The sequence below is a fragment of the Minwuia sp. genome, assembly GCF_048007105.1.
In the GTDB taxonomy this organism is placed as follows: Bacteria; Pseudomonadota; Alphaproteobacteria; order Minwuiales; family Minwuiaceae; genus Minwuia.
The window spans coordinates 3,624,557-3,647,091 of record NZ_CP180352.1; the positions used below are offsets into that span (position 1 = coordinate 3,624,557).

A 22,535-nucleotide genomic window follows, 5' to 3' on the forward strand; every position below is an offset into this window, starting at 1 on the left:
CTACTGCCCCAGCCGTTCGAGGATCGCCGGCACGTGCACCTGGTCGGCCTTGTAGTTGCCGGTCAGCGCGTACATCACAAGGTTCACACCGAAGCGGTAGGACATCTCCCTCTGTTCCAGGCCGCCGCCGCTCAGCGCCGCGATCGGCCAGCCGTTGCGGTCCATGGCCCAGGCCGCGGCCCAGTCGGCACCGCCGATCACCAGCGGCGAGACGCCGTCATTGGCCAGCGAATCCAGCCGCTCCACCCAGATCCGCCCGCCGCCATACCGGCCCGGGAAGACATCCATCAGATAGAAGGCGCGGGTCAGGACATGGCCTTCGCGCACCGGGTCCAGCGGACCGATGTCGATTCGCGACAGAAGCTGACGCAGGCGCTGCGTGCCCGGTCCCGCGGCACCGCCGCCGCCCAGCGGACTGCCGTCGTCGCGGGTGTCGAACAGCACGACGCCGCCGGTCCTGAGGTACCTGTCGAGGCGCCGGATGGCCTCGTCGCTGAGTTCCGGCTGCTCGGCGACCATCGGCCAGTAGATCATCGGGTAGAAGATCAGTTCGTCGCGCTCGACATTGATGGCTCGCGGCTCGGACGGTTCGACCGAGGTCCGGGCGATCATGATCTCGGTCAGGCCGAACATCCCGGCAGCGGACATCTGGTCGACGGTATCGTTGCCGGTCAGGACATAGGCCAGGCGGGTTTCCAGCGCCGCCTCGACAACGGTCCTGTCGGCCTCTCTTTCCTGCGCTTCGGCCGGCGGCGCGAGCCCGCCAAGACCTGCGGCCAGCAGGACGGCGGCCAGCCCGCGGCGCGGCGCCCGGAGCAATCCCCGCAGCAGAAGCGCAATCACCAGATCGACGATCAGCAGCGCGGCAGCAATGGCGAGCAGGATCGGTCCCAGATCCTGTTCGGGCTCGCCGCCGATCACGCCGCGTCGGACACCGGAGGGCAGATCCTCCATCACCAGCAACGGTTTCGCACTTCCCCCGAGATTGAAGGCCCGGGCCAGCGTTTCCTCCCCGTAGAGCCCGGGAGGGTGCCGCGGGCCGACATCGGTTGACGCCAGCTCCGTCTCCACCAGCGGCCGGACACTGGGTCCCGGCGGCACGGGCCGTCCGAAGCCGTCGAGCACCTCGACGGCATTCAGAAGACGCGATTCCGGCTCCTCGTCGATGCCGGTCGACAGCGCACTCATGCGCCTCAGCATCTCCACGAACAGGCCCGAGAGCGAAAGGTTCGACCATGCGGTATTGGCCGACGTATGGACCAGGATCAGCCAGCCGTCACCCCGGGCTTCGGCAGTGACAAGCGGCGTCCCGTCTTCAAGCCGCGCCCAGGTCTTCTCGGGCAGGTCCAGGGTCGGTTCCGCAAGCACCTGCCGGCGTACCGTCACATCCCGGGGCGCCACCAGACCGTGGAACGGGCTGCTCTCCGGGAACGGCGCCAGCCGTGCAGGCTCGGACCAGCTCATCGAGCCCTGCAGCGCCCGTCCGCCCTGCCTGATCGCCACCGGCAACAGCTCCCCGTCGCCTTCGGCAAGGCGCGGGCCGGCAAAGCGCAGCAGGACGCCACCCTTCTCCATCCAGTCCGCGAGGCGCAGCCGGTCGCCCTCGACCAGCTGGCCGATATCGGCGAGGACCAGCATCGACAGCGGCTGCTCGAGCAGTTCGGTCAGATCGCCCTCGGTCACTTCGGCGAAGGGTCCGAGCGCGCGCCTGAGATAGTAGATGTCAGACAGCAGCGGCTGCGCCCTCTCCGGCTCGCGGGTCCCCATAAGGCCGGTCCGGTAGCGCTTGAGCCCTGCATCGACCAGCGCGACGCCGCCGGCACTGTCACGCCCTTCGACCGAGGCCCGGGCAATACGGTTGAGCGCCTCGACAGGCAGCGTCTCCTCGATGACGACCTGCGCCGTGCCCGGCTCGAAACCGGCTTCGCGGCGGAGAATGGTCACGCCATCGGCGGCGGAAAACACGACCGCGGCGGTCTCCGGCAGATCGGTCCGGTCCCGCTCGACGACGGCCCGCAGCCGGGCGCCCTCACCTTCCAGCGCCCTGAGCAGCATCACGGACTGTCCCTCGGGGCGTTCGACAACGGTCAGATTGCCCAGCCGTTGCGCGGCTTCCGCCATTTCGTAGGCGCCTTCCGCCTCGAGTTCCGCTGCTCATCCAGAAGACGTTCACCGCGCCGGAAAGGTCCAGATCGTCCAGCGCCGCCCTGGCAGCCGGATAGTCGGGCGCCCAGGCCCTCGGCACCATGCCCCTGACCGTGTCGGCGGCCTGTGCGGCGGACATCACGGCCGCTCGCGGTGCGACACCGTCGGGGTCGGGCGTCGTCCGGAGTATCGCCACCACACGATCCTCCCGCCGGGCCCGGTTCGTGATGTCGACCATGCTGCGGACCCGCTCGGGCCAGCTTTCCGCCGCCGCCCAGCCGTCATCGACGATCAGCACGACCGGACCGGAGCCGCCGAACTCGCCACCGGGATTGAGGATCGGCCGCGACAGGCCCAGCACCAGCAGCGCCGCGATCAGCAGCCGGAGCAGCAGCAGCCACCAGGGCGTCCGGTGCGGCGTCTCTTCCTGACGGACCATCTCGAAGATCAGACGCGCCGGCGGGAAGATCACCCGCTCCGGCGCCGGCGGCGTCGCCTTCAGCAGCCACCAGATCACGGGCAGGGACAGCAGGCCCAGCAGGATCAGCGGCTGGCCGAAGGTGATGAATGAAAGCAGTCCGCTCATCGGCCGCTGCCCGCAATGGCCTGGTAGAGCGCCAGTAGCGCGGCCTGGGCCGGCTGGTCGGTATGGTGGACCGTATGGGTCCAGCCCGCCGAGCGTGCGATGTCGCGGAGATCGTCACGCCGCCGGTCCACCCGGACGCCGTATTCCTCGTAGATACCCTCGGTGCGCCCGATGAGCACCTCGCCCTCGTTCTCGGGGCCCTGGAAGATCACCCGTCCCTGATAGGGCAACCGGTGTTCCGCCGGGTCCATGATCTGCATCAGATGCCCGGCCACGCCAACCGCCGAGAAGCTGCGCAGGAACCGCGAGACCTCGTCCAGCGGGGTCAGGAAGTCGCCGATCAGCACGACCTGGGCGAAGCGCGGCAGGTTGGCCGGCGGCGGCAGGCTGTGATGGTCCTCCACCAGCCCCTTCTCCAGCGCCAGCGCATAGTCTTCCAGCAACGCGCGGCTCGATCCCGGCGGATGGTCGAGGCCCAGGAAGGCGATCTTCTCGCCACCGCGCAGCAGCAGCGACGCCAGCGCCAGGGTCAGCAACGTGGCGCGCCGGAGCTTGCTGGCCGAGGCGAGATGCGACTGGAAATCCATCGATTCCGAACCGTCGCGCCAGAGCCAGACGGCCTGTGCGGCCTCCCACTCGTTCTGGCGGACATAGGTCGGTACCCGCTTGGCCGATTGCCGCCAGTCGATCGACGTCGCCGGATCGCCGGGCTGATAACGCCGGAACTGCCAGAAGCTCTCGCCCTCGCCGACGCGGCGTCGGCCGTGCACGCCCTGGCTCACGGTCTGCGCGACACGTTCGGCCTCCACCAGCAGCGGCGGCATCGCATCGGCGAGACTGTCGGCCCGCTTTCTGAGGCGGGGATCGATCCGGGCTCGCGTTGCGGGTTGTGCCATCTCTGCCTTTAGAGCCTGCCGACCAGCCGCCGGACGATCTCCTCGACCGTCACGCCGTCGGCGCGGGCCGCGAAGTTCACGGCCATGCGGTGTCTCAGGATCGGCGGCGCCAGAGCAGCCACGTCATCGACCGACGGCGCGAAGCGGCCCTGCATCAGGGCGCGGGCGCGGACGCCAAGCATCAGCGCCTGCGAGGCGCGCGGTCCCGGACCCCACGCGACATGGCGTTTCACGGCCTCGTCGCTCGTTTCCTCGGGCCGGCCGTTGCGGACAAGGTCGAGGATCGCCTCGACCACGCTCTCCCCGACGGGAAGGCGGCGGACCAGACGCTGCGCCTGCTGCAGTTCGCCCGGCGTCATGACGGCCGAAGCCTCGGCCTCGCTGGCGCCGGTCGTGGCCAGCAGCATGCGGCGCTCCGCCTCCAGGTCCGGATAGGGCACGTTGACCTGCATGAAGAAGCGGTCGAGCTGGGCTTCCGGCAGCGGATAGGTGCCTTCCTGTTCCAGCGGATTCTGCGTCGCCAGCACGTGGAACGGCCGAGGCAGGTCGTGGCGCTCGCCCGCCACCGAAACGTGATACTCCTGCATGGCCTGCAGCAGCGCCGACTGGGTGCGCGGGCTGGCGCGGTTGATCTCGTCGGCCATCAGAAGCTGGCAGAAGACCGGTCCCTTGATGAATCGGAACGAACGGCGTCCCGAATCCGACTCTTCCAGCACTTCCGAGCCGAGAATATCCGCCGGCATGACGTCGGGTGTGAACTGGACCCGCCGACTGTCGAGACTGAGCACGGAACCGAGGGTCACGACCAGCTTCGTCTTGGCCAGCCCCGGCACGCCGATCAGAAGCACATGACCGCCCGAGAACAGGGTGATCAGGGTCTCGTCGATCACCGATTGCTGGCCGAAAATCACATTGCCGATGGCTTCGCGGATGCGGCCGGCCTTCTCGCCCAGCGCTTCCACTTCCTGGGCGAGATCCTCGCCCGCTTCACTGACGTTTTGCATGTGCGTGATTATATGGTCCAAAGACACAGTGGCGAGACCATTCCGGCCACTGCCGATCACATTGTGATCAATGACTGATAACAAAGGGAATTCGTAGCGTAGCCATGAGCGACAAGAGCTATCTCGATATCGAACGGCTGGCCGAATCGATTCCGGACGGGTCGGAGCGCAGCTATCCGCCCGTGGACAAGTGGGATCCGGAACGGGTCGGCGAAATCGACATCCGCATCGCGCAGGACGGCACCTGGTATCACGAAGGCGATCCGATCCTGCGCCACGAACTGGTGAAACTGTTCTCCACCGTTCTCCGCCGCGACGACGACGGGCGTCATTACCTCGTGACGCCCGCGGAACGGCTGGCGATCCAGGTCGATGTCGCGCCGCTGTTCGTCAACGAGATGTTCCGGGAAAACGCCGGGCCCGAGCAGGTCATCCGCTTCCGCACCCATACCGACGACGTGGCCGTGCTGGACGACGACCACCCCCTTGAGGTCAGCGTCGATGCCGAAACCGGCGAGCCGACGCCGCTGGTGCACATCCGTGGCCGTCTGAAGGGTTTGCTCGCGCGCAGCGTCTTCTATGATCTGGTCGAGATCGCCGACGAACGCGAGATCGACGGGGTGGAAGTGCAGGGCGTCATGAGCGCCGGCCGCTTTCACGTCATCGGCCGCTCCGACGGCAGGCCCTTGAACGGAAACGCATGACACCGGACGAAATTCGCCGGCGGCTGGCGCGCGACGCCTCGCCGGATTGGGGACATTCCGACTACGACCTGACGCCGGAGCAGCGCCGCGGCGACCGGCCTCTGCGCGAGGCCGCCGTGCTTGTGCCCATCATCGACCGGCCCGATGGTCCGACGGTGCTGCTGACGCGCCGCACGGCGCATCTGAGTTCCCATGCCGGGCAAATCAGCTTTCCCGGCGGACGGCGCGAGGAGCGCGACCCCTCCCCCGAGGCGACCGCGCTGCGGGAAACCGAGGAGGAAGTCGGCATCGATCCCTCGCTGGTCGATGTCGTGGGCATGCTGGACATCTACACCACCGTCACGAATTACGCCGTCACCCCCGTCGTCGGCATCGTCGCGCCGGACTTCCGGCCGAAGCCCGACCCTTATGAGGTCGCCGAGGTGTTCGAGACACCCCTGGCCTTCCTGCTGGATTCGAAGAACCACCACCGTCACACGGGCTGGTTCAACGGCGTGCCGCGGAAGTGGTGGGCCATGCCCTACAACGACTACTACATCTGGGGGGCCACGGCCGGCATGCTGATGAACCTTCACGCGAGACTTTCAGCATAACATGCTGAAAAAACTGATTGTATATATCGTCCCGTTCTCGATTCCGTTCATCCTCTACGGTCTCTACTGGCTGCTGGCCCGGCGCCGTGCCTCGCGCGGTCAGAGCCTGTCCACCTGGCTCTGGTTGCTGGTTTCGGGCGTGCTGCTCTGCGTGCTGACGGCCGGCGTGCTGGCCCTGACCGGCGGGCACGAGCCGGGCGGACAGTACATCCCGCCCCGGGTCGAGGACGGCGTGCTGAAACCCGGCGAGTTCCGGGCACCGGAATGACGCCCCCGCCCTGGCAGGAGGACGCCGGGCTGCACCGTATCGTCGGCGCGATCCGGAAGGCCGGCGGTGAGGCGCGGCTGGTCGGGGGATGTGTGCGCGACTGGCTGATGGCGCGGCGGGCCGGCGATCTGGATATCGCGACCACGTTGACGCCGGACGAGGTCACCGCCGCGCTGAAAGCCGCACGCATCAAGTCGGTGCCGACCGGCATCGACCATGGCACCGTGACGGCGGTTTCCGGCGGCCGTGGCTATGAGGTGACGACGCTGCGACGGGACGTCGAGACCGACGGACGCCATGCGGTGGTCAGTTTCACCACCGACTGGGCGGAAGACGCCAGCCGGCGGGACTTCACCATGAACACGCTCTATGCCGACCCGGAAGGCACGGTCCATGACCCGCTGGGCTCCGGCCGCGCGGATCTCGAGGCGAGGTTACTCCGGTTCGTGGGCGACCCCGGTGAACGCATTCAAGAAGACTATCTCCGCATCCTCCGTTTCTTCCGTTTCCAGGCAGAGATCGACCTTCGGCATCTCCCCGGGGAGTCCGAGGCCTGCGCACGGATGTCGAGCGGCCTGGCGCAGCTTTCTGCCGAGAGGATCTGGCAGGAAATGCGCCGCCTGCTCGCAGGGCCCAACCGCGAGGCCATCATCCGCCTGATGGCAAATCTGGGCGTGCTTGAAGCGCTGCTGCCGGAAGCGGACGGTGACGCGCCGCTGGGCGGACTGCCCGACGGCGATGACGTTCTCGCCCTGGCGGCGCTGCTGCCACGCGATGCGGGAGAAGTTGTGGCGGACCGCTGGAAACTGTCGAATGCGGACCGTGACCGTCTTGTCACCGCTCTGGCGCCCTTGCCCGGCGGCGTGTCCGCGGCCCCGGCCGAACTACGGCGCCTGGCCTACAAGGAAGGTCCGGTTGCGGTCGCCGACCGGCTGACGCTTGCCGGCGCGCCCGAAGAGATCGCCGCAGAAATCCGGAACTGGTCGCCGCCGGTGTTTCCCCTGCGCGGACAGGATGCTCTGGACCGTGGCGTCGCACCGGGCCGGCAGGTGGGCGAGATGACCCGGGCGGTCGAGACCTGGTGGCTGGAACGGGATTTCGCCCCGGACCGGGACGCCTGCCTGGCCGAACTGGAGACGCGGATCAGCGCAGTGGAAAACCCATGATCCACCCCTCCTCCGCCTCCACGGCCTGAAGCTCGGCAGGACTCAGGCCCGGCGGCCGTCCCAGCCACGCGCCCCAGTTGCCGCCGGCGTTCGCCTCCATCAGGGCATCCCGGCTGGCCGTGACCTGCTGCGCATCCCGGATCGGGTGGTCTATATGGCCGAACGGCGTCAGGCTCGGCCAGCATTCGGCGTGGACGACACCGTCGAGTTCACTGTCCCAGCCGGTCTCGAAAGGCCAGTACCGCGTCCGGCGCCCCCGCAGCCGCTCGTTCAGCCGCTCGATCAGCGCCAGCCCCATGATCGCCTGACCGCCGACCGAGCCATTATAAAAGAGTTGCCAGACGCTATTGATTGACGGAAACCCGGCAGCGCGAATCTGGTTCTCGACAACACGCCATTCAGCGAAGCCGTGATGTTCGAAACTGGGTTTCTTCTCGGTCAGGTTTGTCGAAACGATGGAGCGCGGACCGCCCCAGAACGGTCCGGGTGGGTTGCCTATGCGGCGATTGATGTCTGCGGCCACATCGAAGCGATTGTTCCGGTCCCTCGGCCCGTCCTCGACCATTCCGGCCAGCAGACGCGCAGCGATCCGGCCCCCGCCGATGCCGCTGCCACACGGATAGCCGAAAGGGAAGTCCCAGCAGATCAGGGCGTTGCCGCGAACCGGCTGGATCATCCCGGTCAATATGTCCAACAGATCAGCGCGGGTACGACAATAGAGTGGCGGCAAGGTCTTGCCATTGGTCGCCGCAGCCAGCCAGATACGGTCCTTGGTCGCCCTAGCCGGGCCGGGCTTGGCCGCCGCGGAGAAATCCACGACGGCGATCAGATCGAACTGCCCGCTACTGCGCAAACTTGATCAGCTTGCCGCGCGCCGTCCGGACAGACTCGCCATCCACATTGCGCGTAAACTCCAGTTGCATGCCCAGATCGACCAGCGTCCGGCGGTAGATCTGCAGTTCCGCGGTGCCGTCCTGACCGACCCCGAGGCTGTAGACCGACAGCGTGCTGTCATCCAGCCGGGCCCAGTAGTAGCCACGGCCGTCCATCGGATCCTCGGGCGTGGCCGCGCGCCAGACATTCGGGCGGCCGGCCACGGGATTGAAGGCGACCTGGGTCTCCTTCAGCACTTCCGAAGGGGCGTTGGGATCGCCTTCCTGCCGCAGGACCGTGGCCCAGCGGACGGTAAATCCACCGGCGCCGAAGGAGCGGATCTCGACGTCCATGTCGCGCGCGGTGACGCGGAAATGGGCGCTGATATTGCTCTCGGAGAGGGCGTTGCCCTTCCAGAGGCCGTGAAAGGCCTTGATGCTGACGTCCTGAGCCAAGGCGGCGGACGACAACAGGCAGACAGCGGCAAGAAACGGCACGAGAATTCGGGTCATCGGCACTCCCCCCGGAACACGACGGGTGGAGTTTAGAGCGTCGAACCGGAATCGCAATCAGTCGCCGCTGTCGGCGTCCTCGACGGCCTCGGCGATAGCCTGGAACGGCATCATCACGCAGACATGGCGGTTCAGGTGCGGCTGCATCGGCTCGAAGATGCCGTAATGCACCGGCGCATCCCCCTCGCCCTTCAGGAAGCTTTCGACGGCAGCGCCGGAATCCGCGATCTCCGCTGCCGGTCTGCCCACCATCTCCTGGCCCGCTATCGAGGCCGAGGCCTGGCAGACAAGGCAGGCGCGGATCTCGTAGCCGATCTCTGCGACCCTGCCGCCCTCAATGCGGACATCGAGCGTCAGGCGGTCGCCGCAGAACGGATTCCGGACCTTCGCCGTGCCGTCGGGCCTTTCCAGCCGCCCGGCCCCGCTGGCGCGCGCAGCAAGCTTCAGCAATTCGGTTTCGCCAAGCTCGTTCATGCCAGTTCCGCCAACGCTTCGGGTGTATCGACATCCAGGAAGATGGCGTCGTCGTCGACCGGGACCTCGGCCACCAGATCCTCATGCTCGCCGATGATGTGGCGGGCGCCGACATCGCCACCGATACCCAGCACGTCCGAAAAGAAGCGGCGGTCGAACAGCATCGGATTCCCGCGCTTGCCGTTGCGCGTCGGCACGCAGATCGCGCGGCCTTCCACCGGGTTGAAGGCGCTGATCAGCCGGTCGATCACGCCGGACGAAATCCGCGGCATGTCGCCGAGGCAGACCACGGCCGCGTCGCAATCCGCGGGGACGGCGAGCAGGCCTGCGCCCAGCGAGGTGCTCAGCCCTTCGGCATAGAGCGCGTTGTGAACGAACCGCGCATCTCCGGCCTCGTCTTCCAGCGCTGCCTTCAGACGGTCCGGTTCGTGTCCGGTCACGACGATCGCAGTCTCCGCGGCACTGCCCTGAATCGCGCGCCAGGCGTGGCGGACCATGGGTTCGCCGTCGACCTCGGCCAGCAGCTTGTTGGCCTTGCCCATGCGCCGAGACTGGCCGGCGGCGAGCAGGATCGCGGCGACGCGCGGCATGCGCTGCGCCCCGGCGGCGCGGTCCTCGCGCGGTGCACCGCGCTGGGCCGTATCGACCAGCAATCCGCCGACGCCCATCGCCATGACGTCATCCGGACCGACATCCAGTCCGGCGGAAAGCCGGTTGAACACCCAGTCGAAGCCGTTTTCCTTCGGGCTGCGGGCGCAGCCGGGGGCGCCGATCACCGGCACGCCACCGATTTCGGCCAGCAGCATGAGATTGCCGGGATCGACAGGCATGCCGTAGTGCACAACCGCGCCTCCCGCGCCCACGATGCCGGCGGGCACCACGTCCCGGCGGTCGGAAATGGCGGAGGCCGAGAAAATAACGATCATGTCGTGGCTGTCGGCCAGGCCCGCCACGGCATCCCGCACGTCATCCTCGTGATGCTCGACTGTGAGGACTTCTCCGGTCTGCCCGCCGGTCCGCTCGATCCGCCGCCGCATCAACTCGACGCCCTTCTCGATGACGCTGTCCTTGGTCTCGGGCAAGCGGGTCGACACGATGCCGGTGCGGCGGCGCCGGTAGGCAGCAACCGAGATCGCGCCCTTCGCCATCTCCCGCGCCCGTTCGACCAGGGCTTCCGGAACAGAAAACGGGATGATCTTCACCGTGGCCAGCATCTGCCCCCTGTCGACCACGTCGAAGGGGCGGAGTGTCGCGATGGTGATACCTTCGTCGATAGTATTGATGCGGGAGATGACGTCGGGGTCGAACTGCACGACGCCGGCATGCTCGGCGTAGAGGTTGCAGCGGCCGGTGAACGGCGCCTGGGCCTTCGCGCCCGGCCCTGCCGCGACGAGCGCCACGGCCTCGGCCGCCGCGTCTTCCTTCATGTCGCCGGCTTCGATCCGCGCCGCCAGCACGGTCTCGCGGCCCGAACGGTTCAGTTCTTCAAGGTCGGCAGCGGTCAGGACGTGGCCCTTCTTGAGCCGGCGGCCGTCCATGGTCAGCCCGTGGGCCAGAATGGCGCCCTCGGCCTCGTCCAGTGGCAGCCGTCCGAAGATCACGCTGCGCCCCGGAGCGCCGCCGTGACCTGCCCCATCACGGAGACCGCGATCTCGGCCGGGGACTTGGCGCCGATATTGAGCCCGACCGGCGCGTGAATGCGCCCGATCTTCCCGTCATCGAAGCCGGCGGCCTTCAAGCGGTCGACCCGCTTGGCGTGGGTCCGGGTCGAGCCCAGCGATCCGATGTAGAAGGCGTCGGAGCCAAGCGCGGCGTTGAGCGCCGGATCGTCCAGCTTCGGATCGTGGGTCAGGGTGACGACAGCCGTGCGATGGTCGGGATGAAGCTCGTCCATCGCATCGTCGGGCCATTCATCGATAATGGTGATGCCGGGGAAACGCTCGGGCGTCGCCCAGGCCTGACGCGGATCGATGATCGAGACCTCGTAGCCGGTCATCTGCGCCATCGGCGCCAGGAACTGCGCAATGTGGACCGCGCCGACGATGAGCATCCTGAGCCGCGGGTTGAAGACGTTCAGGAAGACGTCGCCATCCGGCGTCTCGACGGTCGCTGGCTTGTCGCTGCGGATCGCCTGCTCCGCCTCGGCCTGAAGCGGATCGTTCCCGCCAAGATGGATCAGGCGCTGTTCGCCAGTTGCAAGAACAGTGGCGAGCACCACGGAGCGGTGCGCGTCGCGGTCGGCCTGGAGCCGATCGAGGATGTCCCGTTTCAAGTCAGGAGACCTTCTCGACAAAGACGGCGATCCTGCCGCCGCAGGCCAGGCCGACTTCCCAGGCCTCGTCATCCGAGACGCCGAATTCCAGCAGCTTCGGCTTGTCCGATTTCATGATCTGCAGCGCCTCGGCGACGACCGCGCCTTCGACGCAGCCGCCGGAGACCGAGCCGACGAAATCGCCGGAGTTGGCTATCGCAAGCTGACTGCCCGCCGGCCGCGGCGCCGAGCCCCAGGTCGAAACCACGGTGGCCAGGGCCACACCCTTGCCTTCGTCGCGCCATCCGGCGGCGGTTGCGAGTATGTCGTTGCGTTCGGTGCTCATGCGCTTTGCTCCGCCATGTCGTAGCGGGAAATGGGGCGAATGCTGCGCGGACCGCCGAGATCGCTCAGCGCCGTCGTCAGGGCATCCAGACTCTGAAGATTGTGAACCGGCAGAAATTCGTCAACATGAGGCAGGATCGCCCGTATGCCCCGCGCCTTCGGTTTGAAGTCCTCGTAGCGCAGCAATGGATTGAGCCAGATCAGCCGGCGGCAGGACCTGTGCAGCCGGTCGATCTCCTTCTCCAGGCCGTCGCCGGCGTCTCGGTCCAGCCCGTCCGTGATCATCAGCACGACGGCCCCCTGCCCCAGCACCCGGCGCGACCAGTTGAGATTGAACTCGGCCAGCGTCGCGCCGATCCGGGTGCCGCCGGACCAGTCCTCGACCTGCTTGCCCACCTTTTCCAGGGCGATATCCACGTCGCGCTGCTTCAGGTGACGGCTGATATTGCTGAGCCGCGTACCGAAGACGAACGAGTGCACCCGGTCGCGGTCGTTCGTCACCGCGTGCATGAAGTGCAGCATCATCCGCGAATAGCGCTCCATCGAGCCGGAGATGTCGCAGAGGATCACCAGCGGAGGATGGCGGCGCACCCTGGCGCGTTTTTCCAGCGTGACGATGTCGCCGCCAGACTTCAGCGTGGAGCGGAAGGACCGGCGCATGTCCACCCGCCGCCCGTGCGCCTTCGGCGCGAACCGGCGGGTCTTCACCTCCGCCAGCGGCAGGCGCATGCGCTGGATCGCCCGTCGGGCCTCGTCGACCTCGGTGGCGGTCATCTCCTCGAAATCCTTCGACTGCAGCTTCTCCTCGTCCGAGAAGGTCAGCGTCGCGTCGATCTCGATTTCCTTCTGCTCGCTCGCCTGCGGTTCGTTCTGCTGCGCGCGGACCAGCGCCTCGGCGACGCGGCGCATGGTCTTGGCCTGCTCCTTGTCCGTCGGCGCCTGCTCGATGTCGGGATGGATCACCGGCAGCAGCAGCGACATCATCTTTTCCAGCAGTTCGGGATTGCGCCAGAAGATCTGGAAGGCCTGGTCGAACAGTTCCTTCTGATCGCGCCGGTTCACGAAGATCGCGTGCAGCGTCCAGTAGAAGTCGTCGCGGCGGCGGATGCCCGCGGTCTCGACCGCCCGGATGGCCTCGAGCATGCGGCCCGGCCCGACCGGCAGGCCGGCCGTGCGCAGGGCGCGGCCGAAATGCATAATGTTCTCGGCGAAGCGGCCGCCCTCGTGCGGTGCTTCCGGGGCGTCGCTCATCCTGCGGCGGCCGCCGCCTCGGCGCGGACCTGCTGGATGATGCGTGACGCCTCGCTGCCCTGCATCTTCGCGATGTCGTCCTGGTATTTCAGGATCACGCCGAGGGTGTTGTTCACCGTGTCCGCATCCAGCGCGACGACGTCCAGTTCGGTAAGCGCGCGGGTCCAGTCGATGGTCTCGGCGACGCCCGGCAACTTGAACAGGTCTGCGTTCCGCAGTTCCTGGATGAAGCCGACGATCTCGCGCGTCAGCCGCTCCGGGGCGCCAGGCGCCTTGCGCCGCAGGATCTCGAGTTCCCGCTCTGCAGTCGGATAGCCGACCCAATGATAGAGGCAGCGCCGCTTCAGGGCATCGTGGATCTCGCGGGTACGGTTGGAGGTGATGACGACGATCGGCGGCTCGGCGGCCTTGACGGTGCCGATCTCCGGGATGGTGATCTGGAAGTCCGAAAGCACCTCGAGCAGATAGGCCTCGAAGGGCTCGTCGGTTCGGTCGAGTTCGTCGATCAGCAATACCGGGGCGCGCCCGGGTTCGCCCTCCAGCGCCTGCATCAGCGGACGGCGGATCAGGAACTCCTCCGTGAAGATGCCCTTGGCGAGCTTCTCCCGGTCGGTCTCGCCCGCGGCTTCGGCCAGCCGGATCTCCAGCATCTGCCGGGCATAGTTCCATTCGTAGACCGCAGAGGCCGTATCCAGGCCCTCGTAGCACTGCAGCCGGACCAGCGGCAGGCCGAGTGTCTGCGAGAGAACCTTCGAGATCTCGGTCTTGCCAACGCCCGCCTCGCCTTCGAGGAAGATCGGGCGGCCCATCTTCATCGACAGGTAGGCGACGGTCGCCATGCTCCGGTCGGACACGTAGTCCGCTTCAGCCAGCAGGTCGACGGTGGCATCGATGGATTCCGGCAGGGCGCGCGCCGCATCGGTCATGTGTTGCTCTCCGCTAGAGGCGAAACTCAGGAACTAGGCAGCCGGTGCGAACCGGTCAACCCGACAAGAGCCGCGTGATCAGAATTGCCGCAATGATCAGCAGGATGGCCCAGATGCGCGGCTTCAGGCTGCGGCGGCCGCGGCTCTCCCGCGCTGCCTGCTCTCCTGCTTCCATGCCCTGGCGGACCAGGTCGTAATCTACGGATTCCCGCTGCTCATCCTTCTTCTCATCCTGCCGGCCGGCGTCACTCATACGATTGCTGATGCTTCCGCAAGCGCCGGATGAGGCTGGAGGTGTCCCAGCGGCCGCCGCCCATCGCCTGGATGTCGCCGTAGAACTGGTCCACCAGACCGGCGACCGGGAGCGTCGCACCCACAGTCCGCGCCTGGGCAAGACAGATTCCGAGGTCCTTCCGCATCCAGTCGACGGCAAAGCCGAAATCGAACTTGTCGTCAATCATGGTCTCGTAGCGGTTCTCCATCTGCCAGGACTGGGCCGCCCCCTTGGAAATCACGTCGATCACGGCGCGGCCGTCGAGGCCCGCCTTCTCGGCGAAGTGCAGCGCCTCGGACAGGCCCTGGACCAGCCCGGCGATGCAGATCTGGTTGACCATCTTGGTCAGCTGCCCGGCGCCGACATCGCCCAGCCGCTCGCAGGCCCTGGCATAGCTGGCAATGACCGGCTTCGCCTTGTCGAAGACTGCCTGATCGCCGCCGCACATGACCGTCAGCACACCGTTCTCGGCGCCCGCCTGACCGCCGGAGACCGGCGCATCCACAAAGCCGACGCCCTTCGCGGCCGCCACTTCGGCAAGCTCGCGGGCGACGTCTGCGGACGCCGTTGTGTGATCGACGAAGATCGCGCCGGATTTCATGCCGGCCAGTGCGCCGTCGTCGCCCAGTACCACGCTGCGCAGATCGTCGTCATTGCCGACGCAGGCCATGACGAAGTCGGCGCCCTCGGCCGCCTCGCGCGGCGTCGCCGCGGACGATCCGCCATACTTGCCGACCCACTCGTCGGCCTTGGCCGGGGTGCGGTTGTAGACGCAGGTCTCGTATCCCTTCTGCTGAAGGTAGCCGGCCATCGGATATCCCATGACACCGAGCCCGATGAATGCCGCGCGTTCCGCCATCGCCCCTGACCTCCCTTGTACGGTTGTTGCCTGTGGATCATGTTCCTACACCGGGCGGCGACGCGGCGCAAAGGAAGCTCTGCGCCGGTTGAGGTCCGCCGCGATTCGCAGCATGCTCTGCGCATGATTTCCGGTTCCCGACGGCGCGGCCGCCAGAGATGAAATGGATCTGGCGAGCCATGGTCACGATCGTGGCGCTGCTGGCGCTCGCGGTCGTCGGTCTGTTCGTGGCCGGTCGCATGACGTTGCCGACGATCGACGGAACCGTCGCGCTGGATGGACCGGCCGCGGAGATTCGCATCGTCCGGGACCGGTTCGCCATCCCGCACATCTATGCCGCCTCCGAGGACGACGCCTTGTTCGCGCTGGGCTACACGCACGCCCAGGACCGTCTCTGGCAGATGGAACTGCAGCGCCGGATCGGCCAGGGCCGCCTGTCGGAGTTCGCCGGCCCCGTCACCGTTCAGACAGACATCTTCCTGCGCACACTCGGCCTGTATCGGGCAGCCGAGGCCACCATGACGCGACTGGACGCCCGGACGCAGACGCGCCTGCAGCGCTACGCGGACGGCGTCAACGCCTGGCTCACGAACCGCGACGGATTGCTGCCGCCAGAGTTTCTGATCCTGGGCATCGAGCCCGAGCCCTGGCTGGCCGATTCCATCGTCTGGCTGAAGGTCATGGCCCTGAACCTGTCGGGCAACTACCACGCCGAAGCCCTGAGGGCCCAGGTTGCCGCGTTGCTGGGGCCAGAGAGAATGCGCCAAATCTGGCCCGCCTATCCGAAGAACGCCCCCGTGGCCCTGGGCGACCAGGCCGGCCTATGGCAACCGGGCGGTGCAGGCGGTCTCCTCGACGGCTGGCCGGCGCCCGATCCCGGAACCGGTTCGAACAACTGGGTGATCGACGGCCGGTTGAGCGCAACGGGCAAGCCGCTGCTGGCGAACGACCCGCATCTGGGTCTGCAGGCCCCCGCGGTCTGGTACTTCGCCCATCTGGAGTGGGCCGAAGAAGCGGTCATCGGCGGGACCCTGCCCGGCGTGCCCTTCGTGGTTCTGGGCCGCAACAGAAGCGTCGCCTGGGGTTTCACAAATACCGACCCCGACACGCAGGATCTTCTGCTGGAGCAGTTGAACCCCGAGAACCCGTCCCAGTACCGGACCAGCGAAGGCTGGGCCGATTTCACCACCCGCGAGGAAGTCATCGAGGTCAGCGGCGCCGAACCCCAACGCATGACAGTCCGGGAAAGCGTCAACGGACCGATCCTGACCGGCGCAGCCCGGAGTGTTTCGGAGATGACGCCGGAAGGTTATGCCGTGGCGCTGCGCTGGCACATCCTGGACGACGACGAGATGACGGTGCGGGCCGGCCTGAACACGGCGACCGTGAAGACAGTCCGCGAGTTCCAGTCGGTCATGCGCGACTACCACAATGCGCAGCAGAACATGGTCGCGGCGGATATCGACGGAAACATCGGCTTCGTCGCCGCAGGGCGTGTACCGGTGCGAGCGGACCGGAGCGACTGGCAGGGCATGCTGCCGCAACCGGGCTGGACGCCACAGTCGGCGATCAACGGCTACATCCCCTATGAAGAGCTGCCGCAGGTGATCAACCCGGAGCGCGGCTACGTCGTCACGGCGAACAACCGCATCGTCGGGGACGGTTATGCGCATTTCCTGACCAACGAGTGGGCCGAACCCTACCGGGCGCAACGCATCACCGACCTGCTGACCGCACGCCAGACCCATACCATCGACAGCTTCCGCTCGATGCAGGCCGACCGGGTCTCGCTGATGGCGCGGGAATTCCTGCCGCTGATGCTGCAGGTCACGCCCGACGCAGCGGAACAGGAGGCCATCCTCGCCGACCTCCGGGTCTGGAACGGCGACATGGACCCTGACCGCTACGAGCCGACCGTCTTCCACGCCTGGTACCGGGAATTCGTGCGGCAGGTCCTGGTCGACCAGACCGGTGACCTCTTCGATCAACTCTGGGCGCCCCGCGTGGGCTTCTTCCGCAATGTCCTGACCGGCGCTGACGGCGCCGATAGCTGGTGCGACGACACCGCAACGGACCAGACGGAGGATTGCGCCGAGATCCTGGCTCGGGCCCTGTCCCTGGCGCTGGCCGATCTGGAGCAGCGCTATGGCGGCGACCGGACGGCGTGGACATGGGGCACGATCCATGCCGCGCACAGCGATCATACGCCCTTCACGAATGTGGACCTGCTGCGGGATCTGTTCGATATCCGCGCGCCGGTCGGCGGCGACAGCTACACCGTCAACGTGGCCCATGGGCGGATGCGCGACAGGCGGGAGCCGTTCGCGACTCGCAGCGCCGCCTCGATGCGGGCGATCTACGACCTGGACGATCCGGACAGGTCCATCTACGTCCACTCGACCGGCCAGTCCGGCAATCCCCTGTCGCAGCACTATGACGACATGGTCAACCGCTGGCGGCGTGTGGATTACATTCCGATGTCGATGCGGCGTGAGGACATCGAGCCGGGTGCGATCGGTACGTTGATCCTGCGGCCTGGCGCCGGCGGCTGAGCTGGCCGGTCAGGCGTCCGGCGCGACGATGCGGAAATCGGCCGTACGGCGCTCCGCATAGGTCTCGCCCACGTGGGCAGTCAGGCCGAGCCGGATAAGCTCCCGCATCGCCGCGGCCCGCGTCGGCAGGCGGTTCTCGAAACGCCAGTCGTCGATAGCGGCGAGCTCGTCATCGTCGAGCATCAATTGGAGTTTCTCGGTTCGTTTGGCGGGAATGCCGGCCATCGGCGCAGCCTCCGGAAAGGACCTGCGCAGGCAATAATGGCGCTCCGCGGTCAACCAAATCGGGTTATTCAGATTTTAGTTGACCAATCATCTATTGGTGCAGGCTTGAAGGCAACCGGAAATTCCGTCCGAGGCCGAAACGTGAAGCGTTCAGCCGTCCTTGGCCTGGTCGGGATCGACGATGCGGAAATCGGTCGACGCCTTGTCGACCGGCGTTTCCTCCAGCATCGGCGCCGTCTCCAGCCCCAGCCGGATCAGTTCGCGGATCGCGGCCGCGCGCGACGGCATGCGATTGGCAAAGCGCCAATCATCGATCGCTGCCATTTCGAGATCGTCCAGCATCAGCTGGAGCTTCTCGGTCCTCTTCGGCGGATGGGCTTCAGCCATAATCATACTCCTCGTACGCAACAACGCGCAGCGCATGTCGATGTTCCAGAGACTGCCTGAGCAATCCGGAACGAGCCACGCTGGTCCAGCAGGGCCGCCATACCCGAACCGCAGGCCGGATCGCGCCGGGCCGGCAAATTCAGTCCCTGTATGGATAAAACGGCGTCCATGAGATCAGCAATCGTTCAAGGCCATTCGGGTACAGACGTTGGCTTCAACGCCCCGCTGCCGCAACCGGCTGGCCATTCGGCCTTGCAGGAGGCCAGTACGGCGTCAGCAACGCCGCAAACGCATCGTCCGCAAGGCAAGTTGGAGTAAGTTACTCCATCGCTGGAACTACTTCAAGCGCTGTCACTTCCGGCATCTCCACACCTTACATATTTTCAACAGTTTATGTAATCAACACACAATCCAGCTGTTCTTGAACCTCAGTGGCTTGAGAAAGATCGGTGTCTGACCGAACAACCGGCAGATCAGTGGCCGACCCATACGAATTTTCTTGTCGTTTTTCTTTGAATAGCTAGCTTGAAGGCACGGCAATCATGCTGAAGACGAAGAAGGAGCCACCATGCCCACCCTGCTTACCATCGTGACTACGGACGACATCATCGACGATGTCGATCGTGACGGCGCGCAGGAACGGGATCCGGATGTTGAAGCCGCGCTGCGTCATGACGCGAAGGCCCGCCAGGCCCGTCACGCGGCGTCGCGAGGACGGAAGATGGTCAAGGCCCTCAGGAACCGGAGCAACGAAGATGAGCTTTCGTGAACATACCCTCACCCTGCTGACCATCGCGGCGTTCGGCGGCCTGCTGGTTGCCTGCGACGACACCATCCGCGGTATCGGCAAGGACACGCAGCAGACGGCGGACGCCGTCGTCGACAGTGTCGAAGGCAATCCCCAGGAAAACTCGGAATAAGAACTTCGGCCCCAGAGGCCCGACTGCAGGGAGTAGTAGAATGATCAGTGATCGCGCAGCCGGAAAGATGATCGCCATCGTCACCATCATGGTGTGCGCGGCCGTCGCATCGACGCTGGATACCGTACCGGCCGACAAGACATTCAAGATAGCCGGATCGGTGACCGGAACGTCTGCTGAGGCGTTCCAGCCGGTCCGTCTCACGGGAGCCCGCTGAACCGGACTGCAGCGCCGCATCCCACGCCCTTCTCCAATCAGAACAAGAACGAGAAGAACAAGAACGGCAAATGGACAATGGCGGGATGCAGCAGTCTAAGGGGGTAGCGTAGCCAGGCTTTTATCCGGATCCGTGTCCGGACAGCCGAAAGCGGCGGTCAACAGCCGCGAAGGCAGCAGAGAGCAGGCAGTCAGGTTCTCCCGCTCCTGGGAAATATCGACACCAGGAACCACGGGCGGTCGCCGAAAGGCGGCCGCCCGCTTCTCTTTCGGCTTCCGGGTGGCCGGCTATCCGTAGAGTGCGTTCGCCCGGCTCTCGAAGGCCGCCACCATCCGCCGCACGGCCTCGTGGAACAGCGGCTGAACGGCCCTCCGGAGCAGCATCGAACGGAACTCGAAATCGACGCTGAACTCGACCTTGCAGCCCTTCTCGTGCGGCAGGAACTGCCAGTCGTTCTCCAGATACCGCATGGGCCCCTCGACGTAGTTCACCTGGATGGTGCGGTCGTCGGGGTCCAGATCGACACGGGACCGGAAGCGCTCGCGGAAGACCTTGAAGCCGATCAACAGGTCGGCCGTCAGCTGGCGTTCCGTTTTCGACACCACGCGCGCGCCGACGCACCAGGGCAGGAACTCGGGATAGCGGCCGACATCGGCCACGAGTTCGTACATCTGGCGCGGATCGTAGGGCAGAACGCGGGTTTCGGTGTGCTTCGGCATGCCGGCAGTTACGACGCCGCCTTCAGTTGCCGTTCGCGGGCCGCCCGGAGGCGTTCGAAATCGTCGCCGGCATGATAGGACGACCGGGTGAGCGGCGTCGCCGAGACCATCAGGAAGCCCTTGCCATAGGCCGTGCGCTCGAAGCTCCTGAACTCGTCCGGGGTCACGAACTTCTCGACCGCATGATGCTTGCGGCTGGGCTGCAGGTACTGGCCGATGGTCAGGAAATCCACATCGGCCGAACGCAGATCGTCCATGACCTGATGCACTTCCTCACGCCCCTCGCCCAGCCCGACCATGATGCCCGACTTGGTGAACATCGAGGGATCGAGTTCCTTCACCCGCGACAGCACGCGGAGCGAATGGAAGTAGCGGGCGCCGGGACGGACCTCGGTATAGAGCCTCGGCACCGTTTCCAGATTGTGGTTGAAGACGTCCGGTTTCGCCTCGACGACCTTCTCGAGAGCGCCGGGCTTCTTCTGGAAGTCCGGGGTCAGCACCTCGATGGTGGTGCCGGGGCTGGCCTCACGGATACAGATGATGGTCCGGGCCATGTGCTCGGCGCCGCCGTCGGCCAGGTCGTCGCGATCGACCGAGGTGACGACGACGTGGCTCAGACCCAGCTTCTTCACTGACTGCGCCACGCCTTCCGGTTCGAACGGATCGAGCTGGCCCGGCTTGCCGGTCTTCACGTTACAGAAGGTGCAGGAGCGCGTGCAGGTATCGCCCATGATCATCATGGTCGCGTGCCCCTTGGCCCAGCACTCCCCGATGTTCGGACAGGCGGCTTCCTCGCAGACCGTGGCGAGCTTGTGCTCGCGCATGATGCGGCGCGTTTCCTGATACTCCGGCGATGTCGGCGCCTTCACCCGGATCCAGGCCGGCTTCTTCTTCCAGACCGGCTGGTCCGGACGATGGGCCTTCTCGGGATGGCGAACGGCGGTCTTGTCGGTCATCCGGCCTCGCTTTCCATGAGGGTCAGAAATGGATGGCCCGTCCGTATGCGTCAAGCACCGACTCGTGCATCATTTCCGACAGCGTCGGATGCGGGAAGACCGTGTGCATCAGGTCGGCCTCGGTGGTCTCCAGCGTCTTGGCGATGCCGTAGCCCTGGATCAGCTCGGTGACCTCGGCGCCGATCATGTGCGCGCCCAGCAATTCGCCGGTCTTCTTGTCGAAGACGGTCTTGATCATACCTTCCTGCTCGCCCAGCGCGATGGCCTTGCCATTGCCGACGAAGGGGAACCGCCCGACATTGACCTCGTGGCCGAGTTCCTTCGCCTTTGCCTCGGTCAGGCCGACGCTGGCGACCTGGGGATGGCAGTAGGTGCAGCCCGGGATGTTGGTTGTTTCCAGCGGGTGCACGTCCATGCCGGCGATCTTCTCGACGCAGATGACGCCCTCGTGGCTGGCCTTGTGCGCCAGCCAGGGCGGACCGGTCAGATCGCCGATGGCGTAGACGCCCTTCTCGCCGGTCTCGCAGTACGGGCCCGTCTCGACATGGGTCCGGTCCACCTTCACCTTGGTGTTCTCCAGGCCGATATCCTCGACATTGCCGACAATGCCGACCGCCAGGATGACGCGCTCGACCTCGATCTTCTCGGTCTTGCCGTCCTTCTTCTTCACCGTCGCGGTGACCGACGTCTTCGACTTGTCGAGCTTCTCGACCGTCGCGCCGGTCAGGATCTTCATGCCCTGCCTGGTGAAGGCCTTCTCCGCCATGGCGGAGATCTCGGCATCCTCGACCGGCAGCACCCGGTCCAGCACCTCGACCACCGTCACCTCGCAGCCCAGCGTGCGGTAGAAGCTGGCGAACTCGATGCCGATGGCGCCCGATCCGACGACCAGCAGCGACTTCGGCAGCCCCTCGGGCACCATGGCTTCCTTGTAGGTCCAGATGCGGTCGCCGTCCGGCTCCAGCCCCGGCAGCACCCTGGCGCGCGCGCCGGTCGCCAGGATGATGTGCTTGGCCTTGATGTCGTCGACGGCCTTGCCGTCCTTCGTCACCTTGACGACGCCCTTGCCGGCCAGCGCGCCGTGGCCGTCGAAGACCGTGACCTTGTTTTTCTTCAGCAGATGCTTGACGCCGCTGGAGAGCTGGTTCGCCACGCCGCGGGAGCGCTTCACGACGGCTGCCGAATCGATCTCGATCGTACCGTTGACCTTGAAGCCGAAGTCCTTGGCATGGGTCATCAGATGATAGACCTCGGCCGAGCGCAGCAGCGCCTTGGTGGGGATGCAGCCCCAGTTGAGGCAGATGCCGCCCAGATGCTCGCGCTCGACCAGCGCCGTCTTCATCTTGAGCTGCGCCGCGCGGATCGCGGCGACATAGCCGCCGGGACCGCCGCCGATCACGACCAGATCGAATTCCTGAGCCATATCAGTCTC

The 22,535-nt window shown here is 66.2% G+C and carries 27 protein-coding genes; 8 read left to right on the top strand and 19 right to left on the bottom strand.

All coding sequences use genetic code 11. From position 1 onward, the window contains the following. The 4 genes from ACMVY4_RS17580 to ACMVY4_RS17595 are packed head-to-tail and all read right to left on the bottom strand — an operon-like array spanning position 1 to position 4,631. Positions 1 to 2,121 (bottom strand): DUF4159 domain-containing protein, encoded by a 2,121-nt coding sequence (locus ACMVY4_RS17580; protein WP_416897280.1) that lies wholly within the window; start codon positions 2,119 to 2,121, stop codon positions 1 to 3. Then, complete coding sequence (locus ACMVY4_RS17585) at positions 2,030 to 2,731, bottom strand: BatA domain-containing protein (protein WP_416897281.1); 702 nt, start codon at positions 2,729 to 2,731, stop codon at positions 2,030 to 2,032. Before ACMVY4_RS17585 ends, ACMVY4_RS17580 begins: the two co-directional genes overlap by 92 nt. Further along, a complete protein-coding gene (locus ACMVY4_RS17590) occupies positions 2,728 to 3,627 on the bottom strand; it encodes a DUF58 domain-containing protein (protein WP_416897282.1) in 900 nt (299 codons plus the stop codon). The genes ACMVY4_RS17585 and ACMVY4_RS17590 overlap by 4 nt, the downstream gene beginning before the upstream one ends. An 8-nt stretch (positions 3,628 to 3,635) precedes the next feature. After that, a complete protein-coding gene (locus ACMVY4_RS17595; protein WP_416897283.1) occupies positions 3,636 to 4,631 on the bottom strand; it encodes an AAA family ATPase in 996 nt (331 codons plus the stop codon). A 104-nt stretch (positions 4,632 to 4,735) separates the two neighbouring features. Here ACMVY4_RS17595 and ACMVY4_RS17600 point away from each other — a divergent pair, with 104 nt between their 5' ends. The 4 genes from ACMVY4_RS17600 to ACMVY4_RS17615 are packed head-to-tail and all read left to right on the top strand — an operon-like array spanning position 4,736 to position 7,362. Then, complete coding sequence (locus tag ACMVY4_RS17600) at positions 4,736 to 5,335, top strand: DUF1285 domain-containing protein (protein WP_416897284.1); 600 nt, start codon at positions 4,736 to 4,738, stop codon at positions 5,333 to 5,335. After that, on the top strand, positions 5,332 to 5,928 hold the full coding sequence (locus ACMVY4_RS17605; protein WP_416897285.1) for a CoA pyrophosphatase: 597 nt from the start codon (positions 5,332 to 5,334) through the stop codon (positions 5,926 to 5,928). Before ACMVY4_RS17600 ends, ACMVY4_RS17605 begins: the two co-directional genes overlap by 4 nt. Before the next feature lies 1 nt (position 5,929). Then, positions 5,930 to 6,196, top strand: coding sequence for a DUF6111 family protein (locus ACMVY4_RS17610; RefSeq protein ID WP_416897286.1), 267 nt, complete (start codon positions 5,930 to 5,932; stop codon positions 6,194 to 6,196). Further along, complete coding sequence (locus ACMVY4_RS17615; RefSeq protein WP_416897287.1) at positions 6,193 to 7,362, top strand: CCA tRNA nucleotidyltransferase; 1,170 nt, start codon at positions 6,193 to 6,195, stop codon at positions 7,360 to 7,362. The genes ACMVY4_RS17610 and ACMVY4_RS17615 overlap by 4 nt, the downstream gene beginning before the upstream one ends. Here the strand turns inward: ACMVY4_RS17615 and ACMVY4_RS17620 are convergent. From ACMVY4_RS17620 to ACMVY4_RS17665, 10 genes are read right to left on the bottom strand one after another with little or no spacing between them, the layout of a single operon-like run. Then, a complete protein-coding gene (locus ACMVY4_RS17620) occupies positions 7,340 to 8,179 on the bottom strand; it encodes a hypothetical protein (protein WP_416897288.1) in 840 nt (279 codons plus the stop codon). The genes ACMVY4_RS17615 and ACMVY4_RS17620 overlap by 23 nt on opposite strands. A 25-nt stretch (positions 8,180 to 8,204) precedes the next feature. After that, complete coding sequence (locus ACMVY4_RS17625) at positions 8,205 to 8,747, bottom strand: hypothetical protein (RefSeq protein WP_416897289.1); 543 nt, start codon at positions 8,745 to 8,747, stop codon at positions 8,205 to 8,207. Between the two features lie 57 nt (positions 8,748 to 8,804). After that, on the bottom strand, positions 8,805 to 9,221 hold the full coding sequence (locus ACMVY4_RS17630) for an iron-sulfur cluster assembly scaffold protein (RefSeq protein ID WP_416897290.1): 417 nt from the start codon (positions 9,219 to 9,221) through the stop codon (positions 8,805 to 8,807). Further along, positions 9,218 to 10,822 carry an NTP transferase domain-containing protein gene (locus ACMVY4_RS17635; protein WP_416897291.1) on the bottom strand — a complete coding sequence of 535 codons (1,605 nt, stop codon included), beginning with the start codon at positions 10,820 to 10,822 and terminating at the stop codon, positions 9,218 to 9,220. The genes ACMVY4_RS17630 and ACMVY4_RS17635 overlap by 4 nt, the downstream gene beginning before the upstream one ends. After that, entirely contained in the window at positions 10,819 to 11,493 is a 675-nt protein-coding gene (locus ACMVY4_RS17640) for an XdhC family protein (RefSeq protein ID WP_416897292.1), read from the bottom strand. Before ACMVY4_RS17640 ends, ACMVY4_RS17635 begins: the two co-directional genes overlap by 4 nt. Position 11,494: 1 nt before the next feature. Beyond that, the gene (locus tag ACMVY4_RS17645; protein ID WP_416897293.1) at positions 11,495 to 11,818 is read right to left on the bottom strand and encodes an XdhC family protein; all 324 of its coding nucleotides are present in this window, start codon (positions 11,816 to 11,818) and stop codon (positions 11,495 to 11,497) included. After that, positions 11,815 to 13,068, bottom strand: a complete 1,254-nt coding sequence (locus tag ACMVY4_RS17650; protein ID WP_416897294.1) for a vWA domain-containing protein — start codon at positions 13,066 to 13,068, stop codon at positions 11,815 to 11,817. Before ACMVY4_RS17650 ends, ACMVY4_RS17645 begins: the two co-directional genes overlap by 4 nt. Next, positions 13,065 to 13,994 (bottom strand): AAA family ATPase, encoded by a 930-nt coding sequence (locus ACMVY4_RS17655; RefSeq protein ID WP_416897295.1) that lies wholly within the window; start codon positions 13,992 to 13,994, stop codon positions 13,065 to 13,067. Before ACMVY4_RS17655 ends, ACMVY4_RS17650 begins: the two co-directional genes overlap by 4 nt. A gap of 55 nt (positions 13,995 to 14,049) precedes the next feature. After that, positions 14,050 to 14,247 carry a hypothetical protein gene (locus tag ACMVY4_RS17660; RefSeq protein ID WP_416897296.1) on the bottom strand — a complete coding sequence of 66 codons (198 nt, stop codon included), beginning with the start codon at positions 14,245 to 14,247 and terminating at the stop codon, positions 14,050 to 14,052. Beyond that, a complete protein-coding gene (locus ACMVY4_RS17665) occupies positions 14,240 to 15,127 on the bottom strand; it encodes an NAD(P)-dependent oxidoreductase (protein ID WP_416897297.1) in 888 nt (295 codons plus the stop codon). The genes ACMVY4_RS17660 and ACMVY4_RS17665 overlap by 8 nt, the downstream gene beginning before the upstream one ends. A gap of 158 nt (positions 15,128 to 15,285) precedes the next feature. Between ACMVY4_RS17665 and ACMVY4_RS17670 the strand changes: the two genes are divergently transcribed. Continuing rightward, complete coding sequence (locus tag ACMVY4_RS17670; protein WP_416897298.1) at positions 15,286 to 17,679, top strand: penicillin acylase family protein; 2,394 nt, start codon at positions 15,286 to 15,288, stop codon at positions 17,677 to 17,679. Between the two features lie 9 nt (positions 17,680 to 17,688). Here the strand turns inward: ACMVY4_RS17670 and ACMVY4_RS17675 are convergent, their stop codons facing one another. Both ACMVY4_RS17675 and ACMVY4_RS17680 read right to left on the bottom strand, forming a co-directional pair. Next, positions 17,689 to 17,904: a hypothetical protein gene (locus ACMVY4_RS17675; RefSeq protein ID WP_416897299.1), complete on the bottom strand. Its 216-nt coding sequence runs from the start codon at positions 17,902 to 17,904 to the stop codon at positions 17,689 to 17,691. A 150-nt stretch (positions 17,905 to 18,054) separates the two neighbouring features. Then, positions 18,055 to 18,291 carry a hypothetical protein gene (locus ACMVY4_RS17680; RefSeq protein ID WP_416897300.1) on the bottom strand — a complete coding sequence of 79 codons (237 nt, stop codon included), beginning with the start codon at positions 18,289 to 18,291 and terminating at the stop codon, positions 18,055 to 18,057. A gap of 568 nt (positions 18,292 to 18,859) precedes the next feature. Here ACMVY4_RS17680 and ACMVY4_RS17685 point away from each other — a divergent pair. The 3 genes from ACMVY4_RS17685 to ACMVY4_RS17695 are packed head-to-tail and all read left to right on the top strand — an operon-like array spanning position 18,860 to position 19,428. Beyond that, positions 18,860 to 19,060 carry a hypothetical protein gene (locus ACMVY4_RS17685; protein WP_416897301.1) on the top strand — a complete coding sequence of 67 codons (201 nt, stop codon included), beginning with the start codon at positions 18,860 to 18,862 and terminating at the stop codon, positions 19,058 to 19,060. Continuing rightward, on the top strand, positions 19,047 to 19,211 hold the full coding sequence (locus ACMVY4_RS17690; RefSeq protein WP_416897302.1) for a hypothetical protein: 165 nt from the start codon (positions 19,047 to 19,049) through the stop codon (positions 19,209 to 19,211). The genes ACMVY4_RS17685 and ACMVY4_RS17690 overlap by 14 nt, the downstream gene beginning before the upstream one ends. A 40-nt stretch (positions 19,212 to 19,251) precedes the next feature. After that, the gene (locus ACMVY4_RS17695) at positions 19,252 to 19,428 is read left to right on the top strand and encodes a hypothetical protein (protein ID WP_416897303.1); all 177 of its coding nucleotides are present in this window, start codon (positions 19,252 to 19,254) and stop codon (positions 19,426 to 19,428) included. Positions 19,429 to 19,715: 287 nt separating this feature from the next. Here the strand turns inward: ACMVY4_RS17695 and ACMVY4_RS17700 are convergent, their stop codons facing one another. Genes ACMVY4_RS17700 through lpdA form a run of 3 tightly spaced genes read right to left on the bottom strand, consistent with a single transcriptional unit; the run spans position 19,716 to position 22,526 of the window. Then, on the bottom strand, positions 19,716 to 20,147 hold the full coding sequence (locus ACMVY4_RS17700) for a type II toxin-antitoxin system RatA family toxin (protein WP_416897304.1): 432 nt from the start codon (positions 20,145 to 20,147) through the stop codon (positions 19,716 to 19,718). A gap of 8 nt (positions 20,148 to 20,155) precedes the next feature. Continuing rightward, positions 20,156 to 21,103 (bottom strand): lipoyl synthase, encoded by a 948-nt coding sequence (gene lipA, locus ACMVY4_RS17705; protein ID WP_416897305.1) that lies wholly within the window; start codon positions 21,101 to 21,103, stop codon positions 20,156 to 20,158. A 22-nt stretch (positions 21,104 to 21,125) separates the two neighbouring features. Next, entirely contained in the window at positions 21,126 to 22,526 is a 1,401-nt protein-coding gene (lpdA, locus tag ACMVY4_RS17710) for a dihydrolipoyl dehydrogenase (protein WP_416897306.1), read from the bottom strand. Positions 22,527 to 22,535 lie beyond the last annotated feature (9 nt).

Coding starts and splice junctions, on each gene's coding strand:
- ACMVY4_RS17580 (WP_416897280.1), bottom strand. CDS start 2,121: ATGGCGGAAGCCGCGCAACGGCTGGGCAATCTGACCGTTGTCGAACGC.
- ACMVY4_RS17585 (WP_416897281.1), bottom strand. CDS start 2,731: ATGAGCGGACTGCTTTCATTCATCACCTTCGGCCAGCCGCTGATCCTG.
- ACMVY4_RS17590 (WP_416897282.1), bottom strand. CDS start 3,627: ATGGCACAACCCGCAACGCGAGCCCGGATCGATCCCCGCCTCAGAAAG.
- ACMVY4_RS17595 (WP_416897283.1), bottom strand. CDS start 4,631: ATGCAAAACGTCAGTGAAGCGGGCGAGGATCTCGCCCAGGAAGTGGAA.
- ACMVY4_RS17600 (WP_416897284.1), top strand. CDS start 4,736: ATGAGCGACAAGAGCTATCTCGATATCGAACGGCTGGCCGAATCGATT.
- ACMVY4_RS17605 (WP_416897285.1), top strand. CDS start 5,332: ATGACACCGGACGAAATTCGCCGGCGGCTGGCGCGCGACGCCTCGCCG.
- ACMVY4_RS17610 (WP_416897286.1), top strand. CDS start 5,930: ATGCTGAAAAAACTGATTGTATATATCGTCCCGTTCTCGATTCCGTTC.
- ACMVY4_RS17615 (WP_416897287.1), top strand. CDS start 6,193: ATGACGCCCCCGCCCTGGCAGGAGGACGCCGGGCTGCACCGTATCGTC.
- ACMVY4_RS17625 (WP_416897289.1), bottom strand. CDS start 8,747: ATGACCCGAATTCTCGTGCCGTTTCTTGCCGCTGTCTGCCTGTTGTCG.
- ACMVY4_RS17630 (WP_416897290.1), bottom strand. CDS start 9,221: ATGAACGAGCTTGGCGAAACCGAATTGCTGAAGCTTGCTGCGCGCGCC.
- ACMVY4_RS17645 (WP_416897293.1), bottom strand. CDS start 11,818: ATGAGCACCGAACGCAACGACATACTCGCAACCGCCGCCGGATGGCGC.
- ACMVY4_RS17650 (WP_416897294.1), bottom strand. CDS start 13,068: ATGAGCGACGCCCCGGAAGCACCGCACGAGGGCGGCCGCTTCGCCGAG.
- ACMVY4_RS17655 (WP_416897295.1), bottom strand. CDS start 13,994: ATGACCGATGCGGCGCGCGCCCTGCCGGAATCCATCGATGCCACCGTC.
- ACMVY4_RS17660 (WP_416897296.1), bottom strand. CDS start 14,247: ATGAGTGACGCCGGCCGGCAGGATGAGAAGAAGGATGAGCAGCGGGAA.
- ACMVY4_RS17665 (WP_416897297.1), bottom strand. CDS start 15,127: ATGGCGGAACGCGCGGCATTCATCGGGCTCGGTGTCATGGGATATCCG.
- ACMVY4_RS17670 (WP_416897298.1), top strand. CDS start 15,286: ATGAAATGGATCTGGCGAGCCATGGTCACGATCGTGGCGCTGCTGGCG.
- ACMVY4_RS17675 (WP_416897299.1), bottom strand. CDS start 17,904: ATGGCCGGCATTCCCGCCAAACGAACCGAGAAACTCCAATTGATGCTC.
- ACMVY4_RS17680 (WP_416897300.1), bottom strand. CDS start 18,291: ATGGCTGAAGCCCATCCGCCGAAGAGGACCGAGAAGCTCCAGCTGATG.
- ACMVY4_RS17685 (WP_416897301.1), top strand. CDS start 18,860: ATGCCCACCCTGCTTACCATCGTGACTACGGACGACATCATCGACGAT.
- ACMVY4_RS17690 (WP_416897302.1), top strand. CDS start 19,047: ATGAGCTTTCGTGAACATACCCTCACCCTGCTGACCATCGCGGCGTTC.
- ACMVY4_RS17695 (WP_416897303.1), top strand. CDS start 19,252: ATGATCAGTGATCGCGCAGCCGGAAAGATGATCGCCATCGTCACCATC.
- ACMVY4_RS17700 (WP_416897304.1), bottom strand. CDS start 20,147: ATGCCGAAGCACACCGAAACCCGCGTTCTGCCCTACGATCCGCGCCAG.
- lipA (WP_416897305.1), bottom strand. CDS start 21,103: ATGACCGACAAGACCGCCGTTCGCCATCCCGAGAAGGCCCATCGTCCG.
- lpdA (WP_416897306.1), bottom strand. CDS start 22,526: ATGGCTCAGGAATTCGATCTGGTCGTGATCGGCGGCGGTCCCGGCGGC.